At 63.1% G+C, this 26,955-nt stretch carries 18 protein-coding genes and 1 tRNA gene; 13 read left to right on the top strand and 6 right to left on the bottom strand.

Going from position 1 to position 26,955, the window contains the following annotated elements:
* Positions 1–4: 4 nt before the first annotated feature.
* Positions 5–592: an SRPBCC family protein gene (locus tag O0880_RS17965; protein ID WP_335589247.1), complete on the bottom strand. Its 588-nt coding sequence runs from the start codon at positions 590–592 to the stop codon at positions 5–7.
* Between the two features lie 160 nt (positions 593–752).
* On the opposite strand from O0880_RS17965, the gene O0880_RS17960 reads away from it, so the two are divergent.
* Positions 753–2,798, top strand: a complete 2,046-nt coding sequence (locus tag O0880_RS17960) for an NADPH-dependent 2,4-dienoyl-CoA reductase (RefSeq protein WP_289887875.1) — start codon at positions 753–755, stop codon at positions 2,796–2,798.
* 56 nt (positions 2,799–2,854) lie between these two features.
* Here the strand turns inward: O0880_RS17960 and ybaL are convergent, their stop codons facing one another.
* The 3 genes from ybaL to O0880_RS17945 all read right to left on the bottom strand — a co-directional run bounded on the left by ybaL (position 2,855) and on the right by O0880_RS17945 (position 7,528).
* Positions 2,855–4,567 (bottom strand): YbaL family putative K(+) efflux transporter, encoded by a 1,713-nt coding sequence (ybaL, locus tag O0880_RS17955; RefSeq protein WP_071325821.1) that lies wholly within the window; start codon positions 4,565–4,567, stop codon positions 2,855–2,857.
* Between the two features lie 209 nt (positions 4,568–4,776).
* Positions 4,777–5,898 (bottom strand): beta-ketoacyl-ACP synthase III, encoded by a 1,122-nt coding sequence (locus O0880_RS17950; protein WP_071325820.1) that lies wholly within the window; start codon positions 5,896–5,898, stop codon positions 4,777–4,779.
* A 187-nt stretch (positions 5,899–6,085) separates the two neighbouring features.
* Entirely contained in the window at positions 6,086–7,528 is a 1,443-nt protein-coding gene (locus O0880_RS17945) for a S41 family peptidase (protein WP_289887873.1), read from the bottom strand.
* Between the two features lie 325 nt (positions 7,529–7,853).
* On the opposite strand from O0880_RS17945, the gene O0880_RS17940 reads away from it, so the two are divergent.
* From O0880_RS17940 to O0880_RS17930, 3 genes are all read left to right on the top strand, one after another.
* Positions 7,854–8,432, top strand: coding sequence for a hypothetical protein (locus tag O0880_RS17940; protein WP_289887872.1), 579 nt, complete (start codon positions 7,854–7,856; stop codon positions 8,430–8,432).
* A 140-nt stretch (positions 8,433–8,572) separates the two neighbouring features.
* Complete coding sequence (locus O0880_RS17935; protein ID WP_289887871.1) at positions 8,573–10,660, top strand: M13-type metalloendopeptidase; 2,088 nt, start codon at positions 8,573–8,575, stop codon at positions 10,658–10,660.
* Positions 10,661–10,838: 178 nt separating this feature from the next.
* Positions 10,839–12,917, top strand: a complete 2,079-nt coding sequence (locus O0880_RS17930; protein ID WP_289887870.1) for a M13-type metalloendopeptidase — start codon at positions 10,839–10,841, stop codon at positions 12,915–12,917.
* A gap of 208 nt (positions 12,918–13,125) precedes the next feature.
* Here the strand turns inward: O0880_RS17930 and O0880_RS17925 are convergent, their stop codons facing one another.
* A complete protein-coding gene (locus O0880_RS17925; RefSeq protein ID WP_289887868.1) occupies positions 13,126–13,680 on the bottom strand; it encodes a c-type cytochrome in 555 nt (184 codons plus the stop codon).
* Between the two features lie 199 nt (positions 13,681–13,879).
* Between O0880_RS17925 and O0880_RS17920 the strand changes: the two genes are divergently transcribed.
* Positions 13,880–13,955, top strand: a tRNA-Arg gene (locus O0880_RS17920).
* A 106-nt stretch (positions 13,956–14,061) separates the two neighbouring features.
* On the opposite strand, the gene O0880_RS17915 is transcribed toward O0880_RS17920, so the two are convergent.
* Positions 14,062–14,739, bottom strand: a complete 678-nt coding sequence (locus O0880_RS17915; protein ID WP_289887866.1) for a type 1 glutamine amidotransferase domain-containing protein — start codon at positions 14,737–14,739, stop codon at positions 14,062–14,064.
* A gap of 308 nt (positions 14,740–15,047) precedes the next feature.
* Between O0880_RS17915 and O0880_RS17910 the strand changes: the two genes are divergently transcribed.
* The 8 genes from O0880_RS17910 to O0880_RS17875 all read left to right on the top strand — a co-directional run bounded on the left by O0880_RS17910 (position 15,048) and on the right by O0880_RS17875 (position 26,857).
* On the top strand, positions 15,048–17,738 hold the full coding sequence (locus O0880_RS17910) for a TonB-dependent receptor (protein ID WP_289887865.1): 2,691 nt from the start codon (positions 15,048–15,050) through the stop codon (positions 17,736–17,738).
* A 181-nt stretch (positions 17,739–17,919) separates the two neighbouring features.
* Complete coding sequence (locus O0880_RS17905) at positions 17,920–19,272, top strand: MFS transporter (protein ID WP_071325812.1); 1,353 nt, start codon at positions 17,920–17,922, stop codon at positions 19,270–19,272.
* A 165-nt stretch (positions 19,273–19,437) separates the two neighbouring features.
* On the top strand, positions 19,438–20,385 hold the full coding sequence (locus O0880_RS17900; RefSeq protein ID WP_289887864.1) for a glycoside hydrolase family 43 protein: 948 nt from the start codon (positions 19,438–19,440) through the stop codon (positions 20,383–20,385).
* Between the two features lie 17 nt (positions 20,386–20,402).
* Positions 20,403–21,485, top strand: a complete 1,083-nt coding sequence (locus tag O0880_RS17895; RefSeq protein ID WP_289887863.1) for an aldose epimerase family protein — start codon at positions 20,403–20,405, stop codon at positions 21,483–21,485.
* A gap of 192 nt (positions 21,486–21,677) precedes the next feature.
* Positions 21,678–23,420: an IlvD/Edd family dehydratase gene (locus O0880_RS17890; protein ID WP_289887861.1), complete on the top strand. Its 1,743-nt coding sequence runs from the start codon at positions 21,678–21,680 to the stop codon at positions 23,418–23,420.
* A gap of 12 nt (positions 23,421–23,432) precedes the next feature.
* The gene (gene araD1, locus O0880_RS17885) at positions 23,433–24,425 is read left to right on the top strand and encodes an AraD1 family protein (protein ID WP_289887859.1); all 993 of its coding nucleotides are present in this window, start codon (positions 23,433–23,435) and stop codon (positions 24,423–24,425) included.
* Positions 24,422–25,999, top strand: a complete 1,578-nt coding sequence (locus O0880_RS17880; RefSeq protein WP_289887857.1) for an aldehyde dehydrogenase (NADP(+)) — start codon at positions 24,422–24,424, stop codon at positions 25,997–25,999. The genes araD1 and O0880_RS17880 overlap by 4 nt, the downstream gene beginning before the upstream one ends.
* A 90-nt stretch (positions 26,000–26,089) precedes the next feature.
* Positions 26,090–26,857, top strand: a complete 768-nt coding sequence (locus tag O0880_RS17875) for an SDR family oxidoreductase (protein ID WP_289887856.1) — start codon at positions 26,090–26,092, stop codon at positions 26,855–26,857.
* The last annotated feature ends 98 nt before the right edge of the window (positions 26,858–26,955 follow it).

Raw genomic sequence — 26,955 nt, 5'->3', positions numbered from 1 at the left:
GGCGTTAACCAGCCTTGTCCGCATGCTGGCTGTCGATGCGCGCCAGCACGGCCGCCATCATGCGTTCGATATCGCCGCGTATCATGGCCGTGCCCAGCATGCCCGGCACATAGAAGCCCGGCATCAGCCGGCTGGAAAAGACGATGCGCGTGCCGCCCGTCTCGGGTACCGGATACAGATTCCAGCGCGATTCGTAATGGCGCATGTCGCCCGAGATCAGGGCGATGTCGATGGCCGTCGGCGGCGATTCCGTGGCCCGCACCACCAGGTGGATCGGGTGGTTCATGAACAGGAAGCGCGCCATGCCCTGCTGCTCGATGATGACTTCATTGCCGTTGCGCGACAGCACGCGGCAGGAACTGAGGTCGGGCACGAATTCACTCATGCGCTCGTAGGTGGTCAGGGTCTTCCATACGGACGCCGGCGACGCCAGCACGCTGCCGCTGGCATCGACTTCGTACATGCGCTGGCCGTCGACCTCGATGCGCTTGACGTCGACTTTCAGCTTGTCCAGCCGCGGTGCCTGCGCCTGTGCCAGCGCGGTTGCGGGGATGGCACACAGCATCAGCAGGCAGAGGAAGAGTCGCGTCATGCCACCTAGCCTACGGGAAAGTTGCGCCCGACACAAGCTGCGTGCGCCGCCGCCGGGCGCGTCCATGGCGATTTAGAACTCCCGGTCTAGAGAAATACGCTGCAGCCACGGGCAATGCTTGTTACCGTACGCCCTGCAACCATCTTCCACCGGACCGACCATGACTTCCTATCCCCATTTGCTGGCCCCGCTCGACCTGGGCTTCACCACCTTGCGCAACCGCGTCATCATGGGGTCCATGCACACGGGCCTGGAAGACAGGTTTTATCATTATGGCAAGCTGGCCGCGTTTTACCGCGAACGGGCGCGGGGCGGCGTGGGGTTGATCGTCACGGGCGGCATCTCGCCGAACCGCCAGGGCTGGCTGCTGCCGTTCGGCGGCACCCTCAATTTCCTCGGCGACGTGCCGAACCACCGCAAGGTGACGCGTGCCGTGCACGAGGAGGGCGGCAAGATCGTCATGCAGATCCTGCATGCGGGCCGCTATGGCTACCAGCCCTTCGTCGTCTCCGCCTCCGCCAAAAAATCGCCGATCTCGCCGTTCCGTCCCCGTCCCTTGAGCGAACGCGGCATCGAGCGCACCATCTGCGACTACGTGCGCTGCGCGCGCCTGGCGCAAAAGGCCGGCTACGACGGCATCGAGGTGATGGGCAGCGAAGGCTATCTGCTGAACCAGTTCCTGTGCGCGCGCACGAATCTGCGCCAGGACCGCTGGGGCGGCAGCATCGAGAACCGCATGCGCCTGCCCGTGGAAATCGTGCGCCGCATCCGCGCCGCCGTCGGCCCCAATTTCATCATCATGTACCGCCATTCGCTGCTCGACCTGGTCGAGGGCGGCAATACCTGGGATGACGTGGTGGCGGTGGCCAGGGCGCTCGAGCAGGCCGGCGTGACGATACTGAACACGGGCTTCGGCTGGCATGAGGCGAGGGTGCCCACCATCGTCACGTCCGTGCCGCGCGCCGCCTTTGCCAGCGTGGCGGGCCGGCTGCGCCGCGAAGTCAGTATTCCCGTGGTGGCCTCGAACCGCATCAACATGCCGCACGAGGCGAACGCCATCCTCGAGCGCGGCGACTGCGACCTGGTGTCGATGGCGCGGCCGTTCCTGGCCGACCCCTTCTTTGTTGACAAGGCCGCGGCGGGCCGCGCCGACGAGATCAATACCTGCATCGGCTGCAACCAGGCATGCCTGGACCACACGTTTGCCAACAAGCGCGCCAGCTGCCTCGTCAACCCGCGCGCCTGCCATGAAACGGAACTCGTGTATGCGAAGCAGGCCGTGGGGCGCCGGGTGGCCGTCGTCGGCGCGGGTCCGGCCGGCCTGTCGGCCGCCACCGTGGCCGCCGAATGCGGGCACGAGGTGACCCTGTTCGACAGCAGCGACAGCATGGGCGGCCAGTTCAAGGTGGCCATGCAGATACCGGGCAAGGAAGAATTCACGGAAACCATACGCTATTTTGCGCGCCGCATCGCCTTGTCGAATATCAAGCTGCGCCTGGGCCAGCGCGTGACGCGCGAGCAATTGCTGGCCGGCGGCTATGACGACGTCATCATCGCCACCGGCATCAAGGTGCGGCTGCCGGCCATCCCCGGCATCGAGCATCGGAAGGTGCTGTCCTACCTCGATGTGCTGCAGGACAAGAAGCCCGTGGGGGCGCGCGTGGCCATTATCGGCGCCGGCGGCATCGGCTTCGACGTGGGCGAGTATCTGCTGCACGACCCGGCGCACCCGTTGCCCCAGCCGGTCGCCGCCTGGGCCGGCGAGTGGGGCGTGGACCTGGACGCGGCCACGGGCGGCGGCCTGGTGCCGCCCGTGGCGCCTGCGCCCGTGCGCCAGATTTTCCTGTTGCAGCGCAAGACGTCGAAGGTGGGCGCGGGCCTGGGCAAGACGTCGGGCTGGGTGCACCGCGCGGCGCTGGCGCGCAATGGCGTGGCCATGCTGGCCGGCGTGACCTACGACAAGATCGACGAGCAGGGCTTGCACATCACGGTGGGCGGCGAGCAGCGCCTGCTGGCGGTGGATAACGTGGTCATCTGCGCCGGCCAGGACAGCCTGACGGAACTGATGCCGCCCGTCGACAAGGACGGCAAGCCGCTGCAGGCGGGCGGTCCGCGTTTCCACAAGATCGGCGGCGCCGCGCTGGCGGCCGAACTCGACGCCAAGCGGGCCATCCGCGAAGGCGCGGAGCTGGCCGCCCGTCTGTAAAAAGAAAGCCTGCCGGCTGGGAAGCGGGCAGGCTTGCTGGAGGAACGGGCGCCGAATTAATGCGCGCCGTGTCCTTTCCTGGCCGCATCAAAACTCTGCAGCACGTGTTCGGCCATGCCATTCGCCAGTTCGTGTTCGCCGATAAACACCTTGCCCGCATTTTCCGCGCGCAGCAATTCCGCCTCTTCCTCGCTGTGCGTGCGCACCACGGTCATGATCGTGGGATTGAGCGCGCGCGCCGTCTCGATCATGGCGCGCACGTGGAAGGTATCGGGCGTGGCGATGACGAGCATGGTGGCGTGCGTGATGTGCGCCTGGATCAGCACGGCCGGTTCGCCCGCATTGCCGGCCACGGCGGGAATGCCCTGCTTGCGCAGCTGGTCGACGATTTCGCGGTTTTCCTCGGCCACGACGAAGTGGATGCCCCGCTCCATCAGGGCGGCGGCGATGCGGCGGCCGACGCGGCCATAACCGACGAGCACGACTTGCCCCGAGAGTTTTTCCTGCGGCACCGTCATCGGCAGTTCGGCCAGCGGATCGGTCGTGCGCTCGAACTTGCGCGCGAAATCGCTGTTGCTCATCACGCGCAGCAGCGGCTTGGCCATGCTGAACACGACGGGATTGAGGGCGATGGACAGGATGGCGCCGGCCAGGATCAGGCTTTGCCCTTCCTGCGGCATCAGGCCCAGCGACAGGCCCAGCGCGGCCAGGATGAACGAGAATTCGCCGATCTGCGCCAGGCTGGCCGAGACGATGATGGCCGTTTTCGGCGGATAGCGCAGGGCCATCACGAGCAGGAAGGCGGCGATCGACTTGCCGAAGATGATGATGGCGCAGACGGCCAGCACTTGCAGCGGCTTTTCCAGCAGGATGTTCGGTTCGAACAGCATGCCGACGGAGACGAAGAACAGCACGGCAAAGGCGTCGCGCAGCGGCAGCGACTCTTCCGCGGCGCGGTGGCTCAGTTCGGATTCGCGCAGCACCATGCCGGCGAAGAAGGCGCCCAGCGCGAACGACACGCCGAACAGCTTGGTCGAACCGTAGGCGATGCCGACGGCGGCGGCGATCACGCACAGGGTGAACAGTTCGCGCGAACCGGTGCGCGCCACCTGCCATAGAATCCAGGGGAACAGCTTGCGGCCGACGACCAGCATGAAGACGATGAAACCGGCCACCTGGCCGAGGGTAATGGCCAGGGTTTGCCACAGGCTGACTGCTTCGGCGCCCGGCGCCACCTTGCCGCCCAGTGCGCCGGCGAAGGCCGGCAGCAGCACCAGCACCAGCACGGTGACCAGGTCTTCCACCACCAGCCAGCCGACGGCGATGCGGCCGTTCAGCGAGTCGAGGATGCCCCGTTCTTCCAGCGCGCGCAGCAGCACCACGGTGCTGGCCACGGACAGCGCCAGGCCAAAGATCAGCCCGCCACCTATGCTCCAGCCCCACCAGTGGGCCAGGCCCATGCCCATCGCCGTGGCGACGGCGATCTGCAAGATGGCGCCAGGCAGCGCGATCTTGCGCACATCCCATAAATCTTCGATGGAAAAGTGCAGGCCGACGCCGAACATCATCAGCATCACCCCGATTTCCGCCAATTGCCCCGCTATTTCCGCATCCGCCACGAAACCGGGCGTGGCCGGTCCGATGATGATGCCGGCGGCCAGATAGCCGACGAGTGCCGGCAGCTTCATGCGCGTGGCGATAAAGCCGAAGATGAGGCCGAACCCGAGGGCGGCGGCGATGGTGGTGATCAGACTGATGTCATGGGGCATGCGTGGTGGGTTCCTTATGGGGAGATGCGGATGGGAAGATGTTGCTCAGCGATTGAGTATAAACGCAACAAAGCTGCGGCTGGAACTATCGTGCCGCTTTTTTTGCAAAAAACTTGCGCTACATCTTCGTCCAGGTGGCCGCGAACGCATGCCTATCCACCTCGAACAGCGCCTAATTCAAGGAATCAGGCGCTGCCCGCCCCGCATGCTTACACCTTGCGCACGACCACGCAGCCGATGGAATAGCCGGCGCCGAACGAGCAGATGACGCCCATGCCGCCTGCCGCCATGTCATCCTGATATTTATGGAAGGCGATGATGGAGCCGGCCGACGAGGTGTTGGCGTAGGTGTCGAGGATCACGGGTGCTTCGTTGGCTTCCGCATCGCGGCCCAGGATCAGGCGCGCGATCAGCAAGTTCATGTTCAGGTTGGCCTGGTGCAGCCAGTAGCGGCTCACTTGCGCCACGTCCACGCCGGCCTTGGCCAGGGTCGCCTTGATCATTTCGGCGGCCATCGGGCACACTTCCTTGAAGACCTTGCGCCCTTGCTGGCGGAACAGTTTGTCGGCCTTGCCCATGCCGGACTCGTCAAAACGGTTGAGGAAGCCGAAATTGTTGCGGATGGCGTTCGAGAAGCGGGTTTTCAGTTCCGTGCCGATGATCTCGAACTGGTGCCGGGACACGGCCGTGTCCTTCGCTTCGACGATGATGGCCGTGCAGGCGTCGCCGAAAATAAAATGGCTGTCGCGGTCGCGCCAGTTCAGGTGGCCGCTGGTGATCTCGGGATTCAGGACCAGCACGGCGCGCGCCTGGCCGCTTTGCACGGCGGCCACGGCTTGCTGGATGCCGAAGGTGGCCGAGGAGCACGCCACGTTCATGTCAAAGCCATAACCGTCGATGCCGAGCGCATCCTGCACTTCCACGGCCATGGCCGGGTAGGCGCGCTGCATATTGCTGCAGGCCACCAGCACCATGTCGATATCGGCCGGCGTGCGGCCGGCGCGCGCCAGCGCGTCGCGGGCGGCGGCCACGGCCATTTCAGCCTGCAAGGACAGTTCGTCGTCGCCCCGTTCCGGGATGCGCGAGACCATGCGCGCCGGGTCGAGGATGCCTTCCTTTTCCATCACGAAGCGCGACTTGATGCCGGACGCCTTTTCGATGAAGGCCACGCTCGACAGGTCCAGCGCCGTGACGGTGCCCGCGGCGATCGCGTCGGCGTTATCGGCATTGAACTTTTCCGCGTAGGCATTGAAGCAGGTGACCAGTTCCTCGTTGGAGATCGAAAATGGCGGCGTGTACAGTCCGGTACCGCTGATAACGACTTGTTTCATGGTTAAACTTTCAAATTTGGCAACCGGCGCGATGCCGATAAGTGAAGCAAATTTTACACAAACGTGCTCGACTGTAGAGAGTTTCGTGTTGCGGGGGAGGGGGATGTGTGGCGGAAGATTGATTTTTGTCGCGTGAACGGCTTACCGGGGGGCATTGCGCCCCCCTTTGCGCTGCTGGCGGTGCGGCTTACTTCTTCTGTTCTTTCTTGACGTCGGCCTGCACCACCACCCGTTCGGCTTTCGCCAGCTGCACCGGGAGTCCCTTCAAGTGGTTCAGGGCCTGGTTCAGCTGAAAATCGTCCTTGCTGCCAAATTCCAGCGGCTTGCGGTTTTTTTCCAGGGCCAGGATGCGCAGCTGCTCTTCCATCTCGTCGTTGACGGGGGCTGCCTTGTCGCTTTCCTTGTCGCGGTCGTTGCTCAGGTGCTTGGTCAGGTCCGCTTCGCGCATGCGCAGGCCGTTCAAGCCGTCGCCGTCCGCATTTTCATCGACCAGCAGGTCGGGCACGATGCCCTTGGCCTGGATCGAGCGGCCATTCGGCGTGTAGTAGCGGGCCGTCGTCAGCTTGACGGCCGTGTCGGCCGTCAGCTGGCGGATGGTTTGCACGGAACCCTTGCCGAAGGTTTGCGTGCCGATGATGGTGGCGCGCTTGTAGTCTTGCAGGGCGCCGGCGACGATTTCCGAGGCCGAGGCCGAACCGGTGTTGACGAGCACCACCAGCGGCACTTGCTTGATGGCCGCCGGCAGTTTCGCCAGCGCATCGCCGTCCGAGCGAAACGCATAGTATTCGGCGCGGCCGTAGAACACCTGTTTCGAGTCCGGCAACTGGCCATTGGTCGAGACGATGGCCGCGTCCTTGGGCAGGAAGGCGGCCGAGACGCCGATGGCGCCTTGCAGCACGCCGCCCGGATCGTTGCGCAAGTCGAGCACCATGCCCTTGAGATGGGGGTCTTGCTGGTACAGGGCCGTGATCTGCGCCGCCATGTCGTCCACGGTCGGTTCCTGGAATTGCGACACGCGCAGCCAGGCGTAGCCCGGCTCGACCATCTTGGCCTTCACGCTCTTCTGGTGGATTTCCTCGCGCGTGATGGTAAAGGCCAGCGGCTGCGGTTCATCCTTGCGGGCGATGGTCAGCGACACCTGGGTGCCGGGTTCGCCGCGCATGCGCTTGACGTTGTCGTCCAGGCTGACGCCCTTCACGGGCTGGCCGTCCAGGCGGGTAATCAGATCGCCGGCCTTGATGCCGGCGCGGTAGGCGGGCGAATCCTCGATGGGCGAGACGATCTTGATGTAGCCGTCCTCGCTGAGGCCGATTTCGATGCCGAGGCCGACGAACTTGCCTTCGGAGCCTTCGCGCAGCTCGGCATAGGCTTTCTTGTCCAGGTAGGCGGAATGGGGATCGAGCGAGGCGACCATGCCGGAAATGGCTTCCGTCAGCAGTTTCTTGTCCTCGACCGGTTCCACGTAATCGGATTTGATCAGGCCAAACACGTCGGCCAGCTGGCGCAGCTCTTCCAGCGGCAGGGGCGGCTCGACGGTCTTTTGCGCCATCGCTGAAAATTGCAGCGATACGGCGACGCCGGCCACCACGCCCAGGCCGATCAAGCCGGTATTTTTGAGTTTGCCCATCATTGCACCTTTGCACCTGAGAATGTCCTGCACAAGCGCCAGTCCCCGTGGAGCGGCGCTTTCCTGAAAGTATAGACCTGAATCTCTGCCGGTGTGGGGCGCCGGCGGAAAATGCGTGCCAAGGCACAGTCTAGGCCCTGAATGGCGGCGGCCAGCTTGCCAAATGTTGCGGTTTTGTATGCGATGTATAGTTAGTCTTGAGGGGAGTAAGCATTTGTAAGAGTCGAAAAAAAGCGTGTGCGGCGGCCCTATAGTGGATTCGCATTCTCGACCCGAAGTGGTTTTGCCTGCGTCTTCGGATGCAGGCTTTTTTTTCGCCGGAGCCCCCATGACATCGCTGACCCCGTTTTCCTCCCTGCGCCGTCTCGGCCTGGCCTTGCTGCTGGGCAGCACCGTCCTGACGGCATCCGCCGTGCCGATAGCCGAGATGCGGCTGGAAGACTTGCTGCCCATGGCGCCCGATTTCAAGACGGAATTGAAGCTCAATGCGAATCAAAGCATCTTGTGGCAGCAGGTGGAAGCGAAAACACGTCAGATGTTGCGCGAACGCAAGGCACGGCGCGAGCGCCTGCAGGCGACCGTGCAGCAGGGTTTGCAGGCACCCCAGCTGGAGCTGCGCGACTTGCTCGGCGGCCTGGACGATGAAAGCACGCTCAGCCTGGCCGAAGAAAAGCAGCTGCGCGCATGGTGGCTGAGCGTCAACGACGCGCTCGATGAACGCCAGCGCCAGGCCGTGGCCCAGTTCATCGCCGGCCAGATGGCGCGCGTGATGGATGGCGCCGCGCCGCGCAGCGAGTCGCGCGGCACGCCCGCTGGCGAGCATGGCGGACGCAAGGGCGGCGGCAAGGGGGGCATGGGTGTGAGCATGGGCGGCGGTGGGGCCGGCATGAGCTTGCCCGGCAACTGAGGCGCGCCACGGGGCAGTCCCGGGGCAACGATGGTCAAAGGGCCTGTCCGCGTGCTACATTCCTGCAGCGCCTGGCGCGGCGGGCTATCCGCCCGAAGCTTTCCGCCCGGTCTTTTTGACATGCCCCATAAGGACAATCCGTGAACCGCTATCTCTTGAGCAGCCTGACCCTGACCCTGTTGGCTGCGTTTGCCAACGCCGCCGAACCGGCCGCCGCCGCTGCCGTGGCCGTGGCCGCACCGACCGTGGCGCCCGGCGCCGCACCGGCCGCCGCCGCGCCCGTTTCCGGCATCGACGTGCAATACATCGACCCTGCCGTGCGCGTGCAGGACGACTTCTTTACCCATTTGAACGGCAAGTGGCTGGCCACGGCCGAGATCCCTGCCGACAAGTCGAGCTGGGGCTCGTTCGCCAAGCTGCGCGATGACACGACGCCGCAATTGCGCGGCATCATCGAAAGCACGCAACAGGACAAGAACCGCAAAGCCGGTTCCGAAGCGCAGAAGATCGCCGACCTGTACGCCAGCTACATGGATGAAGCCAGGCTCGAATCGCTGGGCGTGAAGCCGCTGGCAGGCGAATTGAACCGTATCCGCTCGCTGCGCGACAAGAAGGGCGTGCCGGCCCTGATCGCCCACCTGAGCCAGACGGGCGTGTCGACGCCGTACGCCGTCTACGTGGGCCAGGATGCGCGCGCCTCGACGAAATATGCGGCCTACGTGAGCCAGAGCGGCCTGGGCATGCCGGACCGCGACTATTACCTGGAAGCCAAGCAGGCTGGCGTCAAGGAAAAATACCAGGCGCACGTGGAAAAGATGCTGGCCATGGCCGGCGACAAGAACGCTGCCGCGCGCGCCAAGGCCGTCGTGGCCCTGGAAACGGCCCTGGCTGAAGTGCAATGGACCAAGGTCGAAAACCGCGACCCGGTGAAACGCTACAACAAGACCGACATTAATAAGCTCAACGACCTGACGCCGGGCTACGACCTGAAAGCGGGCCTGGCCGCCTCGGGCATCGCCAACAAGGTCGATTACGTCATCGTCAACCAGCCGAGCTACCTGGCCGGCTATGACAAGGTGCTGGCCGCCACCGACCTCGACACCCTGAAAGCGTATTTCGAATGGCAGTTGCTGCGCAGTTATGCCAGCTACCTGTCGAAAAACTTCGTCGACGAGAGCTTTGCCTTCTACGGCACGGTACTCAGCGGCGTGACGCAGAACCAGCCGCGCTGGAAGCGTGGCGTGGGCGCCGTCGAAGGCGTGCTGGGCGAAGCCGTCGGCAAACTGTACGTGGCGCAATATTTCCCGGCAGAACGCAAGGCGCACATGCAGGAACTGGTGAAAAACGTGCTGGCCGCCTACAAGGACAGCATCGACACCCTGGACTGGATGAGCCCGGAAACCAAGAAGGAAGCGCAAGCCAAGCTGGCCAAGTTCACGCCGAAGATCGCGTATCCGAACAAATGGCGCGATTACACGAAGCTGCAGATCGTCCAGGGTGACCTGGTGGGCAACATGATGCGCGCCGCCAACTTCGGCTCCGCGCGCCAGGTGGCCAAGCTGGGCAAGCCGATCGACCGCGAAGAGTGGGGCATGACGCCGCAGACGGTGAACGCCTATTACAGCTCGACGATGAACGAGATCGTCTTCCCCGCCTCCATCCTGCAGCCGCCGTTCTTCGACGCCAATGCGGACGACGCCGTCAACTATGGCGCCATCGGCGCCGTCATCGGCCATGAAATCAGCCATGGCTTCGACGACAAGGGCAGCCAGTCCGACGGCGACGGCAACCTGCGCGATTGGTGGACGCCGGCCGACCGCAAGAACTTCGCCGCCAAGGCCGACGCGCTGACCAAGCAATATGACGGCTACAGCCCGCTGCCGGGCTACCACGTCAACGGCGCCCTGACCCTGGGCGAGAACATCGCCGACAACTCGGGCGTGGCGATTGCGTACAAGGCCTATAAAATCTCGCTGGCCGGCAAGCCGGCGCCCGTGCTGGATGGCCTGACGGGCGACCAGCGCTTCTACATGGGCTTTGGCCAGGTATGGCGCAGCAAGATGCGCGAAGCGCAGCAGATCGTGCAAATCAAGACCGACCCGCATTCGCCGGGCCAGTACCGCGCCAACGGCACCATGGTCAACCAGCCAGGCTTCTATGAAGCGTTTGGCGTGAAGCCGGGCGACAAGATGTATGTCGCGCCGGAAAATCGCGTCATCATCTGGTAAGCGCGGGCATGCCACAAACGTAAACCTGTAGCAACAAAAAAGACCACCTTGCGTGGTCTTTTTTACATTCCGGCCAAAGTTCTTTCTGCGCTCACAGCGGTATGCTACAGTCAAAAACCGGGCCAGAAGCCTCGGGCGTTCTGACCCTTATTTCAACAACATGATACTGAGGACAACTGTGAATCGTTATTTGTTAAGTGCATTGACCCTGAGCTTGCTGGCCGGCGTGTCCGGCATGGCAGGCGCCGCCGGCGCTGCCGACACCGCCAAGAAAGCCGTCGCCACCACGGCCGCCGCGCCAGCGGCGCTCACCTCCGGCATCGCCATCGAATACGTCGATCCGGCCGTGCGCGCGCAGGATGATCTGTTCCAGCACCTGAATGGCAAGTGGCTGGCGGAAACCGTGATTCCAGCCGACAAGTCGAGCTGGGGCAGCTTCGCCAAGCTGGCCGACGATACGCAAACGCAGATGCGCGGCATCGTCGAAGGGGCCGCAGCCGACAAGGCCCGCGCCGCCGGTTCGAACGCGCAGAAAATTGGCGATTTTTACAATAGTTTCATGGATGAAGCCAAGCTGGAAAGTCTGGGCCTGACGCCGTTGAACGCGGAGCTGGCGAAGATCGTCGCCCTGCAGGACAAGGCCGAATTGCCGGGCGTGATCGCCCACTTCAGCAAGCTGGGCGTGACTTCGCCTTACGATTTCGGCATCCACCAGGATGCCAAGGATTCCACGAAATATGTGGCCGATATCGTGCAAAGCGGCCTGGGCCTGCCTGACCGCGACTACTATCTGGAAGCGGGCAAGGCCGACACGCGCGCCAAATACCTGGCCCACGTGGAAAAAATGCTCAGCCTGTCCGGCGACGCGAATGCCGCCGCCAACGCGAAAGCCATCGTGGCGCTGGAAACGGAGCTGGCCAAGGCGCAATGGAGCAATGTGCAGAACCGCGATCCCGTCAAGACCTACAACAAGGTGGAACTGGCGAAACTGGCCGACGTGGCGCCGGGCTACGACTGGGCCCGCTACCTGAAGGATACGGGCATCGCCGGCAAGGTCAATTACGTGATCGTCAGCCAGCCCAGCTACCTGAAGGGGTTTGCCGAGATCGCCAACAAGACGCCGCTCGAGACGTGGAAGGCGTATTTCCAGTGGCATTTGCTGCACGCTAACGCCGGCTACCTGCCGAAAGCGTATGTCGATGAAAACTTCGCGTTTTACGGCACCACGCTGACGGGCGTGACGGAAATGCGGCCGCGCTGGAAGCGTGGCGTGGGCGCCGTCGAAGGCGCGCTGGGCGAAGCCCTGGGCCAGCTGTACGTGGCACAGTATTTCCCGGCCGAGCGCAAGGTGCGCATGGAAGCGCTGGTGAAAAACCTGATGACGGCTTACAAGCAAAGCATCGACAAGCTCGACTGGATGAGCCCCGTCACCAAGAAACAGGCGCAGATCAAGCTGGCCAAGTTCACCACCAAGATCGGTTACCCGAACAAATGGCGCGATTACTCGGGCCTGACGGTGGCGCAGGACGACTTGATCGGCAACATCCAGCGTTCGCACCTGCTCAACTACAACCGCGAATTGAACAAGCTGGGCCAGCCTATCGACCGCGACGAGTGGGGCATGACGCCGCAGACCGTGAACGCCTATTACAACCCTGAACTGAACGAGATCGTCTTCCCGGCCGCCATCCTGCAAGCGCCGTTCTTCGACGCCAACGCGGACGACGCCGTCAACTATGGCGCCATCGGCGGCGTCATCGGTCATGAAATCAGCCACGGCTTCGACGACCAGGGCGCCCAGTACGATGGCGACGGCAACCTGCGCGACTGGTGGACCAAGGCCGACCATAAAAACTTCGCCAAGAAAACCAAGCAGCTGGTGGCGCAGTACAACAGCTTCAGCCCTGTCCCTGGTCACTTCGTCAACGGCGAGCTGACCCTGGGCGAGAATATCGCCGACAACTCGGGCGTGGCGATCGCGTATAAAGCGTATAAATTGTCGCTGAACGGCAAGAAAGCCCCCGTCATCGACGGTTTCACGGGCGAACAGCGCTTCTACGCGGGCTTTGCCCAGGTATGGCGCATGAAGATGCGCGAAGCGCAGCAACTGGTCTTGCTGAAGACGGACCCGCACTCGCCAGGCCAGTTCCGCGCCAACGGCACCATGCGCAACCAGCCCGGCTTCTACCAGGCGTTTGACGTGAAACCGGGCGACAAGATGTATCTGCCGCCAAAAGACCGCGTCATCATGTGGTAAGACGTGTGTTGATGGCATAAGTTGCAGCCGCCCCGCGCAAGCCGGGCGGCTTTTTTACGCCGCTTGATTTGGCACAAACGGTCGTCGCGCAGGCCGGACGAGCGGCGCGCGTCATCTGACAGGCCACACCCTTGCAGATTTCCAGGCGAAAAAAAACCGCCCCAGCGGGCGGTTTCTTGATGCAGCGCAAGTGCTGACTTGGCAGTGCTTATTTGGCAGGCTCTGCAGCCGGTGCGGCGCCATCGGCGCCCGGTGCCGGCACTTCCGGTTCCTTGAACTTGCCGCCCGATGCGTTGGCGATGTAGACGACGGCGCGCGCCACTTCCACATCGTCGAGGTCGGGATTGCCGCCCTTGGCGGGCATGGCGCGCAAGCCTTCGATGGCGTGTTTCAGCACCGTATCGTAACCCTGGGCCAGGCGGGCCGACCAGCCGCCCGCATCGCCAAACTTCGGCGCACCGGCCACGCCGGCGCCGTGGCAAGCCACGCAAGTGGCCGTGTACACGGCTTCACCGCTCTGCAGCACTTTCGGACCGCTGGCATCCTTGAAGGTAAAGCCTTCATTGGCCACCGGGCTCAGGCGGGCGTCGATGGCTTCGGGCGACTGGCTGTCCGTGCCGGCGCCCGTCAGTTTTTGCGTGGTGACGAACTGCACCAGCAAGATGATGCCGATGACGGTGACGAGGAAGAAGCCAGCTACGGCGGCAAGCAATTGTTTAGGCGTTTTGATCGCTGATTGTTGTTCGTTATGTGCGTCGCTCATGATGTCCTTAGTCCAGATTTGAAACTGATGGCCGTGTAAGGTAGCATTTTTACATGCCTGGATGTAAACCTTTATGAAACCCACAATTATAGGCACAAAAATTGAGCAGTGACATGCAATTGCCGGCGATACGACAGTTTCCGTAGACGTAGGTAAAGAAAAACGGTATCCTTCGCATCACTTCAGAAATTCCCCCTACGCGGCTGTAGCTCAGTGGATAGAGTATTGGCCTCCGAAGCCAAGGGTCGTGGGTTCGATCCCCGCCAGCCGCACCAAGACACATCAAGACTTGCCGTTCTTCTGCCAGCGCGCCGCACATTGCAACGCGCGACGACATGACTGCGCCTGCCGCTGCGCAGCCACCCGTCTCAGCAACGAGCCTTACTTCAGCAATTTCAGCAAGGCCTGCGCCGCCGCCTCCGACGAGGCCGGATTCTGCCCCGTGATCAAGATGCCATCCGTCAGCACATACGGCGCCCAGTCCGCACCTTTCGAATACATGCCGCCGTTTTCCCTGAGCATGTCTTCCACCAGGAACGGCACGACTTTCGTCAAGCCCACGGCGTCTTCTTCCGTATTCGTGAACCCCGTCACCTGCTTGCCTTTTACCAATGGCTGGCCGTCGCTGCCTTTGACGTGGCGCAGGACGCCGGGGGCGTGGCAGACGGCGGCCACGGGCTTGCCGGCTGCGTGCAGGGCCGCGATGAGGGCAATCGAGTCCTGGTCTTCGGCCAGGTCCCACAGGGGGCCGTGGCCGCCCGGGTAAAACACGGCGTCGTAGTCGGCCGCCTTGACCGTGGAGAGCGCCACGGTAGAAGCGAGCGCGGCCTGGGCTGCCGGGTCGGCCTTGAAGCGGGCCGTGGCCGCCGTCTGCGACTCGGGCGCATCGCTCTTCGGGTCCAGCGGCGGCTGGCCGCCCTTTGGCGAGGCGAGCGTGAGGCGCGCGCCCGCGTCCTTCAGCACGTAATACGGCGCGGCAAATTCCTCCAGCCAGAAGCCGGTCTTGTGGCCCGTGTCGCCGAGCTGGTCATGCGAGGTCAATACCATTAAAACGTTCATGCGGACTCCTGTGCAGGTGGTGGCAACGATGGCCGATGCCAGGCCACGAGCTTAATCCTGTTCCCCTTTTCATGCTGCACGCCAGCGCTGCCGTTTTTTTGTGCAGATTCTCCCGGAAAATGCCCACGACGCCCCTGCCGTTGTCCGTTTGCAACCTCGCCACGGCGCTGCCAGCCGATATCGAAATTGATATCGAAACAGTGGAAAAATTGATTGGAGAGATTATCGTCCAGCCCCTAAGATAAACGCCGAGCATGCGAACGACATGCAAGCAGCAGAAAAAATATCAATACAATATCTGGAGATTCATGATGCGCAACGCCACCGGCCCGCTCGCGGCCACGTCCCCTCGTCCATTCACCTTGAAGGCAGCCGTTGCGGCTCTGGCCGGTATCGGCCTGCTGAGCTCGGCTTCGGTATGGGCGCAGGCGACTGTGGCGTCCGCGCCGGCGGCCGAGGCGGCCGAGGTGGCAGCTGCGGCCGCGCCGGCAGCGGAAGCTGAAGTGGCCGTGGTGACCGTCAGCGGCGTGCGCCGCTCGGCGCAGAATTCGCAGCAGATCAAGATGCGCTCGGACCAGGTCATCGATTCCATCGTCGCCGACGACATCGGCAAATTCCCGGACAACAACGTGGCCGAGACGCTGGCGCGCATTTCCGGCATCCAGATCCGCCGCGATTCGGGCGAAGCGAGCGCCGTCATGATCCGCGGCTTGCGCGATGTCACGACCCTGCTCAACGGCCGCGAACTGTTCACCACCACGGGCCGCTATGTCAACCTGGCCGACATTCCCGCCACCATGCTGCAGCGCGTGGACGTCTATAAATCGCAGGGCGCGGACCAGGTCGAGGGCGGCGTGGCCGGCATCATCGACGTGCGCACCAACCGTCCGTTCGATTTCAAGGACTTCACCGCCAGCATGAATACGCGCGCCGTCTACAGCGACAAATCGAAAGCCACGGACCCGAACGTCAGCGGCATGGTGGCTAACCGCTGGAAGACGGGCATCGGCGACGTGGGCGCGCTGCTGGGCTTGTCGCAGCAGCAGCACCGTTACCACGAAGAGCGCGCTTTCAATACGGCGCCCGTGGACAAGAGCTTCCTCTTGCCTGGCCTGACGGCGCCGGACCAGGTCGGTTTGTTGCCGATCAAGGGCGACCGCCGTCGCACAACGGCCAATGCCGTCCTGCAATGGCGTCCGAATGCCGATGTCGAACTGTACGCGGAAGGCATGGCCACGCGCTTCCTGCTCGACGCGGAATCCGATTATTTCGTCGGCCTGCCATGGTGGGGCACGCCCGTGTCCGCCACCAGGATTCCCGGCACCGACCAGCTGCAAACGCTCACGTCCACCAACGTCAATACCATCATGTCGACGCAGGCGAACAAGAACGAATCGAAAACGCACCAGTTCGCCGTGGGCGGCTTGTGGGAAATCAATCCGGAGTGGCGTTTCACGTCGGAAGTGGCCAGCACCAAAAGCACGTTCAACTGGCGCAACCCCATCCTCGACGCCATCACGCAGGTGCCGAACGCCACCATCAATACGAATCTGAACGGCACGCTGCACGTCGATTACAGCGGCATCGACTTGAAAGACCCGTCGAATTATTATTTGAAGGGCTTTTTCGACCGCTACGGACAGGATGAAGGCAGTTCGAACGACTTGCGCGCCGACCTGGCCTACACGCCAAGCGCCGGTGGTTTTTTCAAGGAAATCAGCGTCGGCCTGCGCGGCGTGAAACGCGAAGCGCAATCGATCAAGAGTTTCGAGGGCAATGCGGAAGCACCGGACGTGTCCGGCGCCGCGTTCCCGTTCAGCCGCCAGAGCGTGACGTCGATTCCCGGCTTGAATTGCCTGTCGGAACCGATGTCCAGCGGCGGCCCCAACTATGGCCTGACACAATGGTACACGCCGTGCGCCAGCTTCCTGCTCAATCACACGGGCGCCGTGCGCGAAGCCATCACGGGCAGCGGCGCGGCGCGCGCCCTCGATCCAGGCTCCTTCTTCAAGGATACGGAAAAGACGTATTCCATCTATACCAAGGCGAAGATTGCCTTCAAGCTCGGCGCCTATCCCGTCGACGGCACCGTCGGCGTGCGCGTCGTGCGCACCGAGCAAAGCCTGCAGGGCAACACGTCCGAGGATGGCGTGTACACGCCTGTCGTCAGCGACACGGCCAGCACCGACGTGCTGCCGAGCGTGGCCCTGAAGATCAAGCTGCGCTCCGACCTGATCGGGCGCTTCGCGGCGGGCCGCACCATCAGCCGCCCCGGCTTCGCCCAGCTCAATCCTGGCGTGGCCCTCGTCAACTCGACGGAAACCGTGAAGGCGACGGGTGCCGGCGGCAATCCGAACTTGAAACCGGTAACGGGCGACAATTTCGATGCCGCACTGGAATGGTATTTTGCGCCGGCCGGCTCCGTGAACGCCACCGTATTCCACCACAAGTTCGACGGCTATATCCAGCAGCGCATCACCAGCGAAAGCATCGGCGGCAAGACGTATGACGTGGACCGTCCGTACAACACGGCGGCCGGCAAGCTGCAAGGCCTGGAAATCGGCTACCAGCAGTTTTATGACGGCTTGCCCGGCATCTTGAGCGGCTTGGGCTTGCAGGCGAACGGCACGTATATGAGCGGCAGCACCGATGACGAGACGGGCAGCCATGCCATCACGGGCGTGTCGCGCTATGCGTACAATCTGGTGCTGCTGTATGAAAAGGATGCGTGGTCGGGCCGCCTGGCCTACAACTGGCGCTCGAAATTCATCGACAGCTATAACCAGGGCGGCCCCGGTCTGGATCTGAAGGTAGCGCCGACGGCCCAGCTCGACGGTTCGCTGTCGTACAAGATCAACGACCAGTTCACGGTGACCCTGGACGGGAATAACTTGCTCGATACCAAGTTCAAGGATTACTGGAACCAGCCGGGCGTGTATGCGCGCGATACGCGCCGTTATGACCGCACGGTAGGTCTTTCGCTGCGCTGGAAGATGTAAAACGTCCATGGCTGCGTTGCCTGACCGTACTCCTCGTACAGTCTTAGGCAACGCGCCTTGCCCTGAACGTTGTACATGCGTGAAAGCAGTATCCAAGGGCGTTGCCATGGTTTCGGCCGGCAACGCCCCTGTCAGTTGGGCAGTCAGGCACGATTCATCATAAAAAGAATGGACGGAAAGCATGGAGACGCAAAAATTATCCACCGTTGAAAAGGTCGGTTTCGGCGCCGGCGACATGGCGCTCAATGTCGTCATCTCGTCGATGATGCTGATCATCACCTTTTTCTATACCGATATCTATGGCTTGAAAACCACGGACCTGGCCCTGCTGTTCGTGGCCGTGAAGGTGGTGGGCGCCATCGCCGACCTGGTCATGGGGCAGATCACGGACCGCTACAGCTTTGCCTCGGGCCGCTACCGCCCATATCTGCTGTGGCTGGCCATTCCGTTCGGCGTCAGCGTCTTCTTTGTCTTCACGACGCCGGAGTGGGGCTATGACGCCAAGCTGGTGTGGGCGTATTCGACCTATATCTTGATGACCATCATGACGGCCGGCGTCGGCATCCCGTATATTTCCCTGATCAGCGGCCTGACCAGCGACCCGCACGAACGGCTGTCGGCCAATGGCTACCGCCTGTTCTTCGCCAAGATCGGCGCCTTCATGGTGACCATCGTCGTGCCAATTTTGTCGCAGCGCTGGGGCGGCGGCAACCCGGCCGTCGGTTACCAGGCGGCCATGGCCGTGATGGCCGTCATGGGCGTGGCCCTGTTCCTGTTCTGCTATTTCACCACCACCGAGCGCGTCGTGCACGTGGTGGAAAAACAATCGTTGCTGGAACAATTGCAGGTGCTGCTGAAAAACGACCAGTGGCTGGTGCTGTGCGGCGTATGCGTCACCGGCACGGTCGGCTACGTGGTGCGCGGCTCCGTCGCCATCTATTACGCGAAATACTATCTGGGCGGCGACACGGAAACCGTGGCCGCCTTCTTGACCACGGGCGTGGTGGCGGCCATCCTCGCCATGATCGCCTCGACGTGGATCACCAAGTTCTATTGCAAGGTAAAACTGTTCCGCTACACACAGATCGGCGTGGCACTGATCAGCCTAGCCATCTATTTCTTCGTCAAGCCCAGCGACACCGTGCTGGCCTTCGCCCTGTATTTCCTGCTGTCCTTCGTGGTCGACTTGCATGCGCCCGTGTTCTGGTCGGCCATTGCGGAAACCATCGACTACGGTCAAGTGAAGACGGGCAAGCGCGTCTCCGGTTTCGCCTTCGGCGGCATTTCCGTCTGCCAGAAGGCGGGCATGGCCGTGGCGGGCTTTTTGGTGGGCATGCTGCTGTCGTATTTCGACTACCAGCCCAACCATGAGCAAACGCAATTCGCCCTGAACGGCATCGCCCTGATGCTGTCGATCATCCCCGGCTTCTTCCATTTGTTGATGGGCTTGCTGATGTTCAAGTACCGCATCAGTGACAGCTATTACACGGGCGTAAAAGTGGAAATGCACAAGCGTGGCTACGTCGCCGCATGAGGACACCTGAGCTAACCTACTGCGCGTCGGTATAGGCGGCCTGCGATGCTCACCGTACTAGAGTACGGTTGCGCTTCTTAGCCACCTCTCCCTTCCGCTCGCTACGGTTTTCTCAGGTGTTGTAAGGCAAACTAATTTTATCTAATGAAATGATTTGGAGTGCTTATGGTTGAAGTACTGAAACCGCTGATCGAACAACGTGCCGACCCGCATATCTACCGCCACAGCGACGGCTATTATTACTTTACGGCCTCCGTGCCGCAGTACGACCGCATCGAACTGCGCCGTGCCGACAGCATCGCCGGCCTGGCCGATGCGCCAACGGTGGACGTGTGGCACAAGCCGCAGACGGGGCCGTACAGCGAACTGGTGTGGGCACCCGAATTGCACTTCAACCAGGGCGCCTGGTATGTGTATTTCGCCGCCGCGCCGAGCCGCGAAATCAAACATAAACTGTTCCAGCACCGCATGTATGCGATCCGCAATACCAGCGCCAACCCGCTCGAGGGCGAGTGGGAATTCATGGGCCAGATCGACACGGGTATCGACACCTTTTGCCTCGACGCCACCACGTTCGAACACGATGGCCAGCTGTACTACCTGTGGGCGCAGAAAGATGTCGCCATCGAGGGCAATTCCAACCTGTACATCGCGCCGATGGCCACGCCATGGCAGCTGGGCGGGCCGCCCGTGATGCTGAGCAAACCGGAGTTCGACTGGGAAATCCGCGGCTTCTGGGTCAACGAGGGACCATCCGTGCTGAAGCGCAATGGCAAGATTTTCATCAGCTATTCGGCCAGCGCCACCGATGAAAACTACGCGATGGGCTTGCTGTGGGCCGATGACACGGCAAACTTGCTCGATCCGTTCTCGTGGACCAAGTCGCCCGAGCCCGTGTTTACCACCTGCTACGAGCACGGCATCTACGGCCCCGGCCACAACAGCTTTACGACGGCCGACGATGGCGACGGCGTGTTGCTGGTGTACCATGCCCGCACCTACACGGAAATCGTCGGCGATCCCCTGTGGAACCCGGACCGCCACACGTTTGTCAAACCGCTGCGCTGGGATGCGCAGGGCATGCCCGTGTTTGGCCGTTCATCGACCCTGTAATTCATGGAAGAGCGCTTATGACCTCTGTCGCACCTGTTTCCGCGTCCGCCACCGTCACCGAGGCGCCGTTCGGCGTCTTGCCCGATGGCCAGCACGTTAGCGTCTTTACCCTGACGAACCGCCAGGGCATGCAAGTCAAGGTGCTCGATTTTGGCGCCATCATCAGCGAAATCCACGTGCCGGACCGCAACGGCACCTTTGCCGACGTGGTGCTCGGTTTCGAGCGCATCGAACCGTATCTGCACAACAGCGCCTTCCTGGGCGCCGTCATCGGGCGCTTCGGCAACCGCATCGCCGAGGGGCGCTTCCACCTCGACGGCCGCGACTTCCAGCTGGCTGTCAACAATGCGCCCAATCACTTGCATGGCGGAAATCAAGGCTTGCACCAGGTCATGTGGCAGGCCGTGCCATTCACGAAGGACGATGCGGTGGGCGTCACGTTCACCCGCAGCAGCCCGGATGGCGAAGACGGCTACCCGGGCCGGCTCGACGTCACCGTCGTGTACGAACTGGACAACGACAACGCGCTGAGCCTGCGCTACCACGCCGTGACGGACCAGGCCACGCCCGTCAACTTGACCAACCACAGCTATTTCAACCTGGCGGGGCAGGGGCATATCCTCGGCCACGAAGTGACGATCAACGCGGAGCGCTACCTGCCCGTGGATGCGGGTTCGATTCCCACGGGCGAGCTGGCGGACGTGGCCGGCACGCCCTTCGACCTGCGCCAGCCTGTGGTCATTGGCAACAATATCGATCTGCCGCACGAGCAGATCCGCATCGGCCGCGGCTTTGACCATAATTTTGTGCTCAATCAAAAGGCAGGCCAATTGCTGAACCTGGCCGCCACCGTGCGCGACCCTGCTTCGGGCCGGGTGATGCAGGTGTACACGCAGGAACCGGGCATCCAGTTCTATTCGGGCAATTTCCTCGACAGCAGCCAGTACGGCAAGCTGCGCGCCATCAGCTACCGCAGCGCGCTGTGCCTGGAAACCCAGCATTTCCCGGACTCGCCGAACCAGGCGCATTTCCCCAGCACCATCCTGCGCCCGGGCGAGGAATACCGGACGGAAACCGTGTACCGCTTTTCCGCCGAGTAAGCGCCACACTGCAAACCGCCCACGCCCTGCCGCCACCCGCCGCAGGGCGTTTTCATTGCTACATGCCGATATCGTTTTCGATATCGGAACGCATTAAAAATTGATTGGAAAGGCATGGCAGGATTCTTTAGTATCCCAACATCGCTGCCCGGGCCGACGACGAGATCGGCGTGGCACAACCAGGAGAATGGCATGTCTGAGACAAAAAAGAAGGTAGCCCTGCGCTCTGCCGAGTGGTTCGGCTCCCAGGACAAGAACGGCTTCATGTACCGCAGCTGGATGAAAAACCAGGGCATACCTGACCACGAGTTCCATGGCAAACCCATCATCGGCATCTGCAATACCTGGTCCGAACTGACCCCCTGCAATGCGCATTTCCGCCAGCTGGCCGAACACGTCAAGCGCGGCATCCTCGAAGCGGGCGGTTTCCCCGTGGAATTCCCCGTCTTCTCGAACGGCGAGTCGAACCTGCGTCCGACAGCCATGCTGACGCGCAACCTGGCCTCGATGGACGTGGAAGAATCGATCCGCGGCAACCCGATGGACGCCGTCGTGCTGCTGGTCGGCTGCGACAAGACGACACCGGCCCTCCTGATGGGCGCGGCCAGCGTCGACATTCCCACCATCGTCGTCAGCGGCGGCCCCATGCTGAACGGCAAGCTCAATGGCAAGGACATCGGTTCCGGCACGGCCGTGTGGCAGCTGCACGAGCAGATGAAGGCCGGATCGATCACCTTGCACCAGTTCATGTCGGCCGAATCGGGCATGTCGCGCTCGGCAGGCACCTGCAATACCATGGGCACGGCCTCGACCATGGCCAGCATGGCCGAAGCGCTGGGCACCTCGCTGCCGCACAATGCCGCCATCCCCGCCGTCGATTCGCGCCGCTACGTGCTGGCCCACATGTCGGGCATCCGCATCGTCGAGATGGTGCACGAAGACCTGCGCCTGTCGAAAGTGCTGACGCGCGAGGCATTTGAAAACGCCATCAAGGTCAACGCCGCCATCGGCGGTTCGACCAATGCCGTGATCCACCTGAAGGCGATCGCCGGCCGCATCGGCGTGCCGCTCGAGCTGGAAGACTGGACCAAGACGGGCCGCGGCACGCCGACCATCGTCGACCTGCTGCCGTCGGGCCGTTTCCTGATGGAAGAGTTTTACTATGCGGGCGGCTTGCCGGCCGTGATACGCCGCCTGGGCGAAGGCGACTTGCTGCCGCACAAGAATGCGCTGACCGTCAACGGCAAGTCGATCTGGGACAACTGCGTCGAAGCGCCGATCTACAACGACGAGGTGGTGCGCACGCTGGACAATCCATTGCTGGCCGATGGCGGCATCTGCGTGCTGCGCGGCAACCTGGCGCCGCGCGGCGCCGTGCTGAAACCGTCTGCCGCCTCGCCGCACCTGATGCAGCATCGCGGCAAGGCCGTCGTCTTCGAGGATTTCGAACACTATAAATCGCGCATCCTCGATCCGGACCTGGATGTGGACGCCAATTCCGTGCTGGTGATGAAGAACTGCGGCCCGAAAGGCTATCCGGGCATGGCCGAAGTGGGCAATATGGGCTTGCCGCCGAAGCTGCTGGCGCAGGGCATCACCGACATGGTGCGCATCTCGGATGCGCGCATGAGCGGCACGGCCTACGGCACGGTCGTGCTGCACGTGGCGCCGGAAGCCATGGCGGGCGGCCCGCTGGGCATCGTGCGCGACGGCGACATGATCGCCCTCGATTGCCATAACGGCAGCCTGGACATCGACATCAGCGACGCGGAAATCGCCGCGCGCCTGGCGGCCCGCGAACTGGGCAGTGCGCCAGGACCGAAGAGCGGCTACCAGCAGCTGTACATCGAACACGTGTTGCAGGCCGACGAAGGCTGCGATTTCGACTTCCTGGTCGGCAACCGCGGTTCCGCCGTGCCGCGCCACTCACATTAAGCGGAGATTCCCATGCTGTTGCTGCAATTTACGAATGAACACGGCGGCCGCCTCGTCGGCCTGCTGCAAGATGACCAGATCCGCGTCATCGAAGGCTACAACACGACGTATGCGCTGGCGCAAGATGCCATCCGCAAGAAGGTCAGCCTGGCGGAGCTGGTGAACGCCACGGTCGGCAATACGACGCATTCCTATGCGGACGTGGCCGCCAGCGGCCGCCTGCTGGCGCCGCTCGACCATGCGGACGAGGCGCACTGCTACGTGACGGGCACGGGCCTGACCCACCTGGGCAGCGCCGGCGCGCGCGACGCCATGCACAAGAAGATCGGCGGCGACGCGGCAGTCCTGAGCGACTCGATGAAAATGTTCCGCCTGGGCGTGGAAGGCGGCAAGCCTGAGCCAGGCACGGCGGGCGCCCAGCCGGAATGGTTTTATAAAGGCGACGGCTCCATCGTGCGCGCCGGCGGCCAGCCGCTGCGCATGCCGGACTTTGCCCTCGATGGCGGCGAAGAGCCGGAAATCGCCGGCCTGTACGTGATCGGCGACGACGGCCAGCCCTACCGCGTCGGCTACGCCATCGGCAATGAATTCTCGGACCACGTGACGGAACGCCAGAATTACCTGTACCTGGCCCACTCGAAGCTGCGCGCCTGCAGCGTCGGCCCGGCCTTGCTGGTGGGCGAACTGCCTGCGCACATCGATGGCGTCTCGCGCGTGCGGGACGTGGCGGGCAATGTGCGCTGGGAAAAGGCGTTTGTCAGCGGCGAAGAAAATATGTCGCACACGATCGCCAACCTCGAGCACCATCACTTCAAGTATCCGCTGTTCAAGCGCCCTGGCGACGTGCACGTGCACTTCTTTGGCACGGCCACCTTGAGCTTTGCCGATGGCGTCAGCGTGGCGCCGGGCGAAACCTTTGAAATCGAAGCGCCGGCCTTTGGCCCCGCCCTGCGCAACCGCCTCGACATCTTCCCAACCGCATTTGCGAAAGTGAGCACATTATGAGTTTTAACATCACCGGTGAAGCACTGATCGGCGGCGTTGCCGTCAAGGGCAATGGCGGCTCCTTCGAAGCGTGGGACCCGGCCGCGCGCGCGCCCATCGCGCCTGCCTTTCACATGGTTGACGTAGCGCAAATCGACGAGGCGTGCCGCCTGGCGCAAGCCGCGTTCGACCCGTTCCGCGCCACCAGCGATGCGGAACGCGCCGATTTCCTCGACACCATCGCCGCGCAAATCGTCGAACTGGGCGACGAGCTGATCGTGCGCGCCATGACGGAAAGCGGCTTGCCGCGCGCGCGCCTGGAAGGCGAACGCGGCCGCACGGTCGGTCAGTTAAAACTGTTCGCCGGCTTGCTGCGCGAAGGTTCATGGACCGATGCGCGCATCGACAGCCCGCTGCCGGAGCGCGTGCCGCCGCGTCCTGACTTGCGCTTGCGCATGATCGGCCTGGGTCCCGTCGCCGTGTTTGCGGCCAGTAACTTCCCGCTGGCCTTCTCCGTCGCCGGCGGCGATACGGCCTCGGCCCTTGCGGCCGGCTGTCCCGTCGTGCTGAAGGCCCACTCGGCCCATCCCGGCACCTCGGAACTGGTGGCGCGCGCCATCGTGAAGGCGATTGCCCTGTGCAAGCTGCCGGCCGGCGTCTTCGCCCTGTTGACGGGCACGGGCAATGGCATCGGCCAGACCCTGGTGGCCCATCCTGCCATCCAGGCCGTGGGTTTCACGGGCTCGCGTTCGGGCGGCATCGCCCTGATGAAGGTGGCGGCCGAGCGTCCGCAGCCTATCCCCGTGTATGCGGAAATGAGCAGCATCAATCCCGTGTTTGTGCTGCCGCAAGCCCTGGCCGCCCGTGGCGCCGCGATCGCCAGCGGCTTTGCCGCCTCCCTGACGATGGGCGTGGGCCAGTTCTGCACGAATCCCGGCCTCGTGCTGGGCCTGGAAGGCGCCGACTTCACGGCTTTCGCCGCCGCCGCCGCCGAAGCGCTGGCACCGGCGCCGGCCGCCACCATGTTGACGGCCGGCATCGCCAGCAGCTATGCCAAGGGCGTGGCAGCCCTGGCGCAGCACGCCGACGTGACGCCGCTGGTGCAGAATGCGGGAGAAGAGGGCAAGGGCGCCGCCGCCCTGTTCGTCACGTCGGGCGCGGCCTTCCTAGCCAAGCACGATTTGCGCGACGAAGTCTTTGGTCCTGCCTCGCTGCTGGTGGCTTGCCGCGACATCGAGCAATTGCTGGCGATCACGGAAAGCCTGGAAGGCCAGCTGACGGCCACCCTGCAGATGGACCAGGGCGACGTGGCAGACGCGCGCCGCCTGCTGCCCGTGCTGGAACGCCGCGTGGGCCGCATCCTGGCCAACGGTTTCCCCACGGGCGTGGAAGTGTCGACGGCCATGGTGCACGGCGGCCCGTTCCCGGCCACGTCGGACGGCCGCAGCACGTCCGTGGGCACGGCCGCCATCAACCGCTTCCTGCGTCCCGTGTCCTACCAGAACCTGCTGCAGGACTTGCTGCCGGAGTCGCTGCGCGACGATAATCCGCTGGGCATCTGGCGCCGCAAGGATGGCATGCTGGGCAAGGACTAAAAACCTGCCGCGCGGCGGGGCCGACAGGCCTTGCCGCGTGTCGCGGTTTGGTCAGACGTTGTATATAAAAAATAAACAGGTGGAGACAAGATGAAGCAATTGGCGAAATATGGCAGCTTGCAGGGCAAGCGCGTGTTCATCACGGGCGGCGGCAGCGGCATCGGCGAATCCCTGGTGGCCGAATTTGCGGCCCAGGGCGCGCTGGTGGCGTTTGTCGATATCGCCGTCGAGGCCAGCGAGGCCCTGTGCCGCCGCCTGGCTGAAGCGGGCTGGACGGCACCCTTGTTCCGCCATTGCGACATCACGGATATTCCATCCTTGCAAGCCGTCATGGCCGAACTGGCAGGCGAGCTGGGCGACTTCGATATCCTCGTCAACAACGCGGCCAACGACCAGCGCCACCAGGCGCAGGACGTGACCCTGGAATACTGGAACGAGCGCATTGCGATCAATCAACGCCCCATGTTCTTCACGTGCCAGGCCGTCTTCGACGGCATGAAGCGGCAGGGCGGCGGCTCCATCATCAATGTCAGCTCGATCTCGTGGCACATGAAGTCGGGCGGCTACCCCGTGTATGCCACCACCAAGGCGGCCGTCGTCGGCCTCACGCGGGGCCTGGCGCGCGATTTCGGCGCGCACAATATCCGCGTCAACACCGTCACGCCGGGCTGGGTCATGACGCAGCGCCAGATCGAGCTGTGGGTCGACGAGGCGGCGGAAGCGGAAATCAAGAAGAGCCAGTGCCTGCCGAATAAACTGATGCCGCAGGACATCGCCGCCATGGTGCTGTTCCTCGCCTCCGATGACGGCGCGATGTGCTCGTCCCAGGAATTCATCGTCGACGCCGGCTGGGTCTGACAAAACGTCCAGGGCGTTGTTGCAGCGTCGGAAGTCATCGTACTGATGTACTAGCGTACTGTCTTCGACGCTGCGCCTAGCCCTGGGCGTTTTGTCGG

The sequence above is a fragment of the Janthinobacterium sp. SUN118 genome, from assembly GCF_030397695.1.
Lineage (GTDB): Bacteria > Pseudomonadota > Gammaproteobacteria > Burkholderiales > Burkholderiaceae_D > Janthinobacterium.
This window is presented reverse-complemented; position numbering and strand designations above follow the sequence as displayed.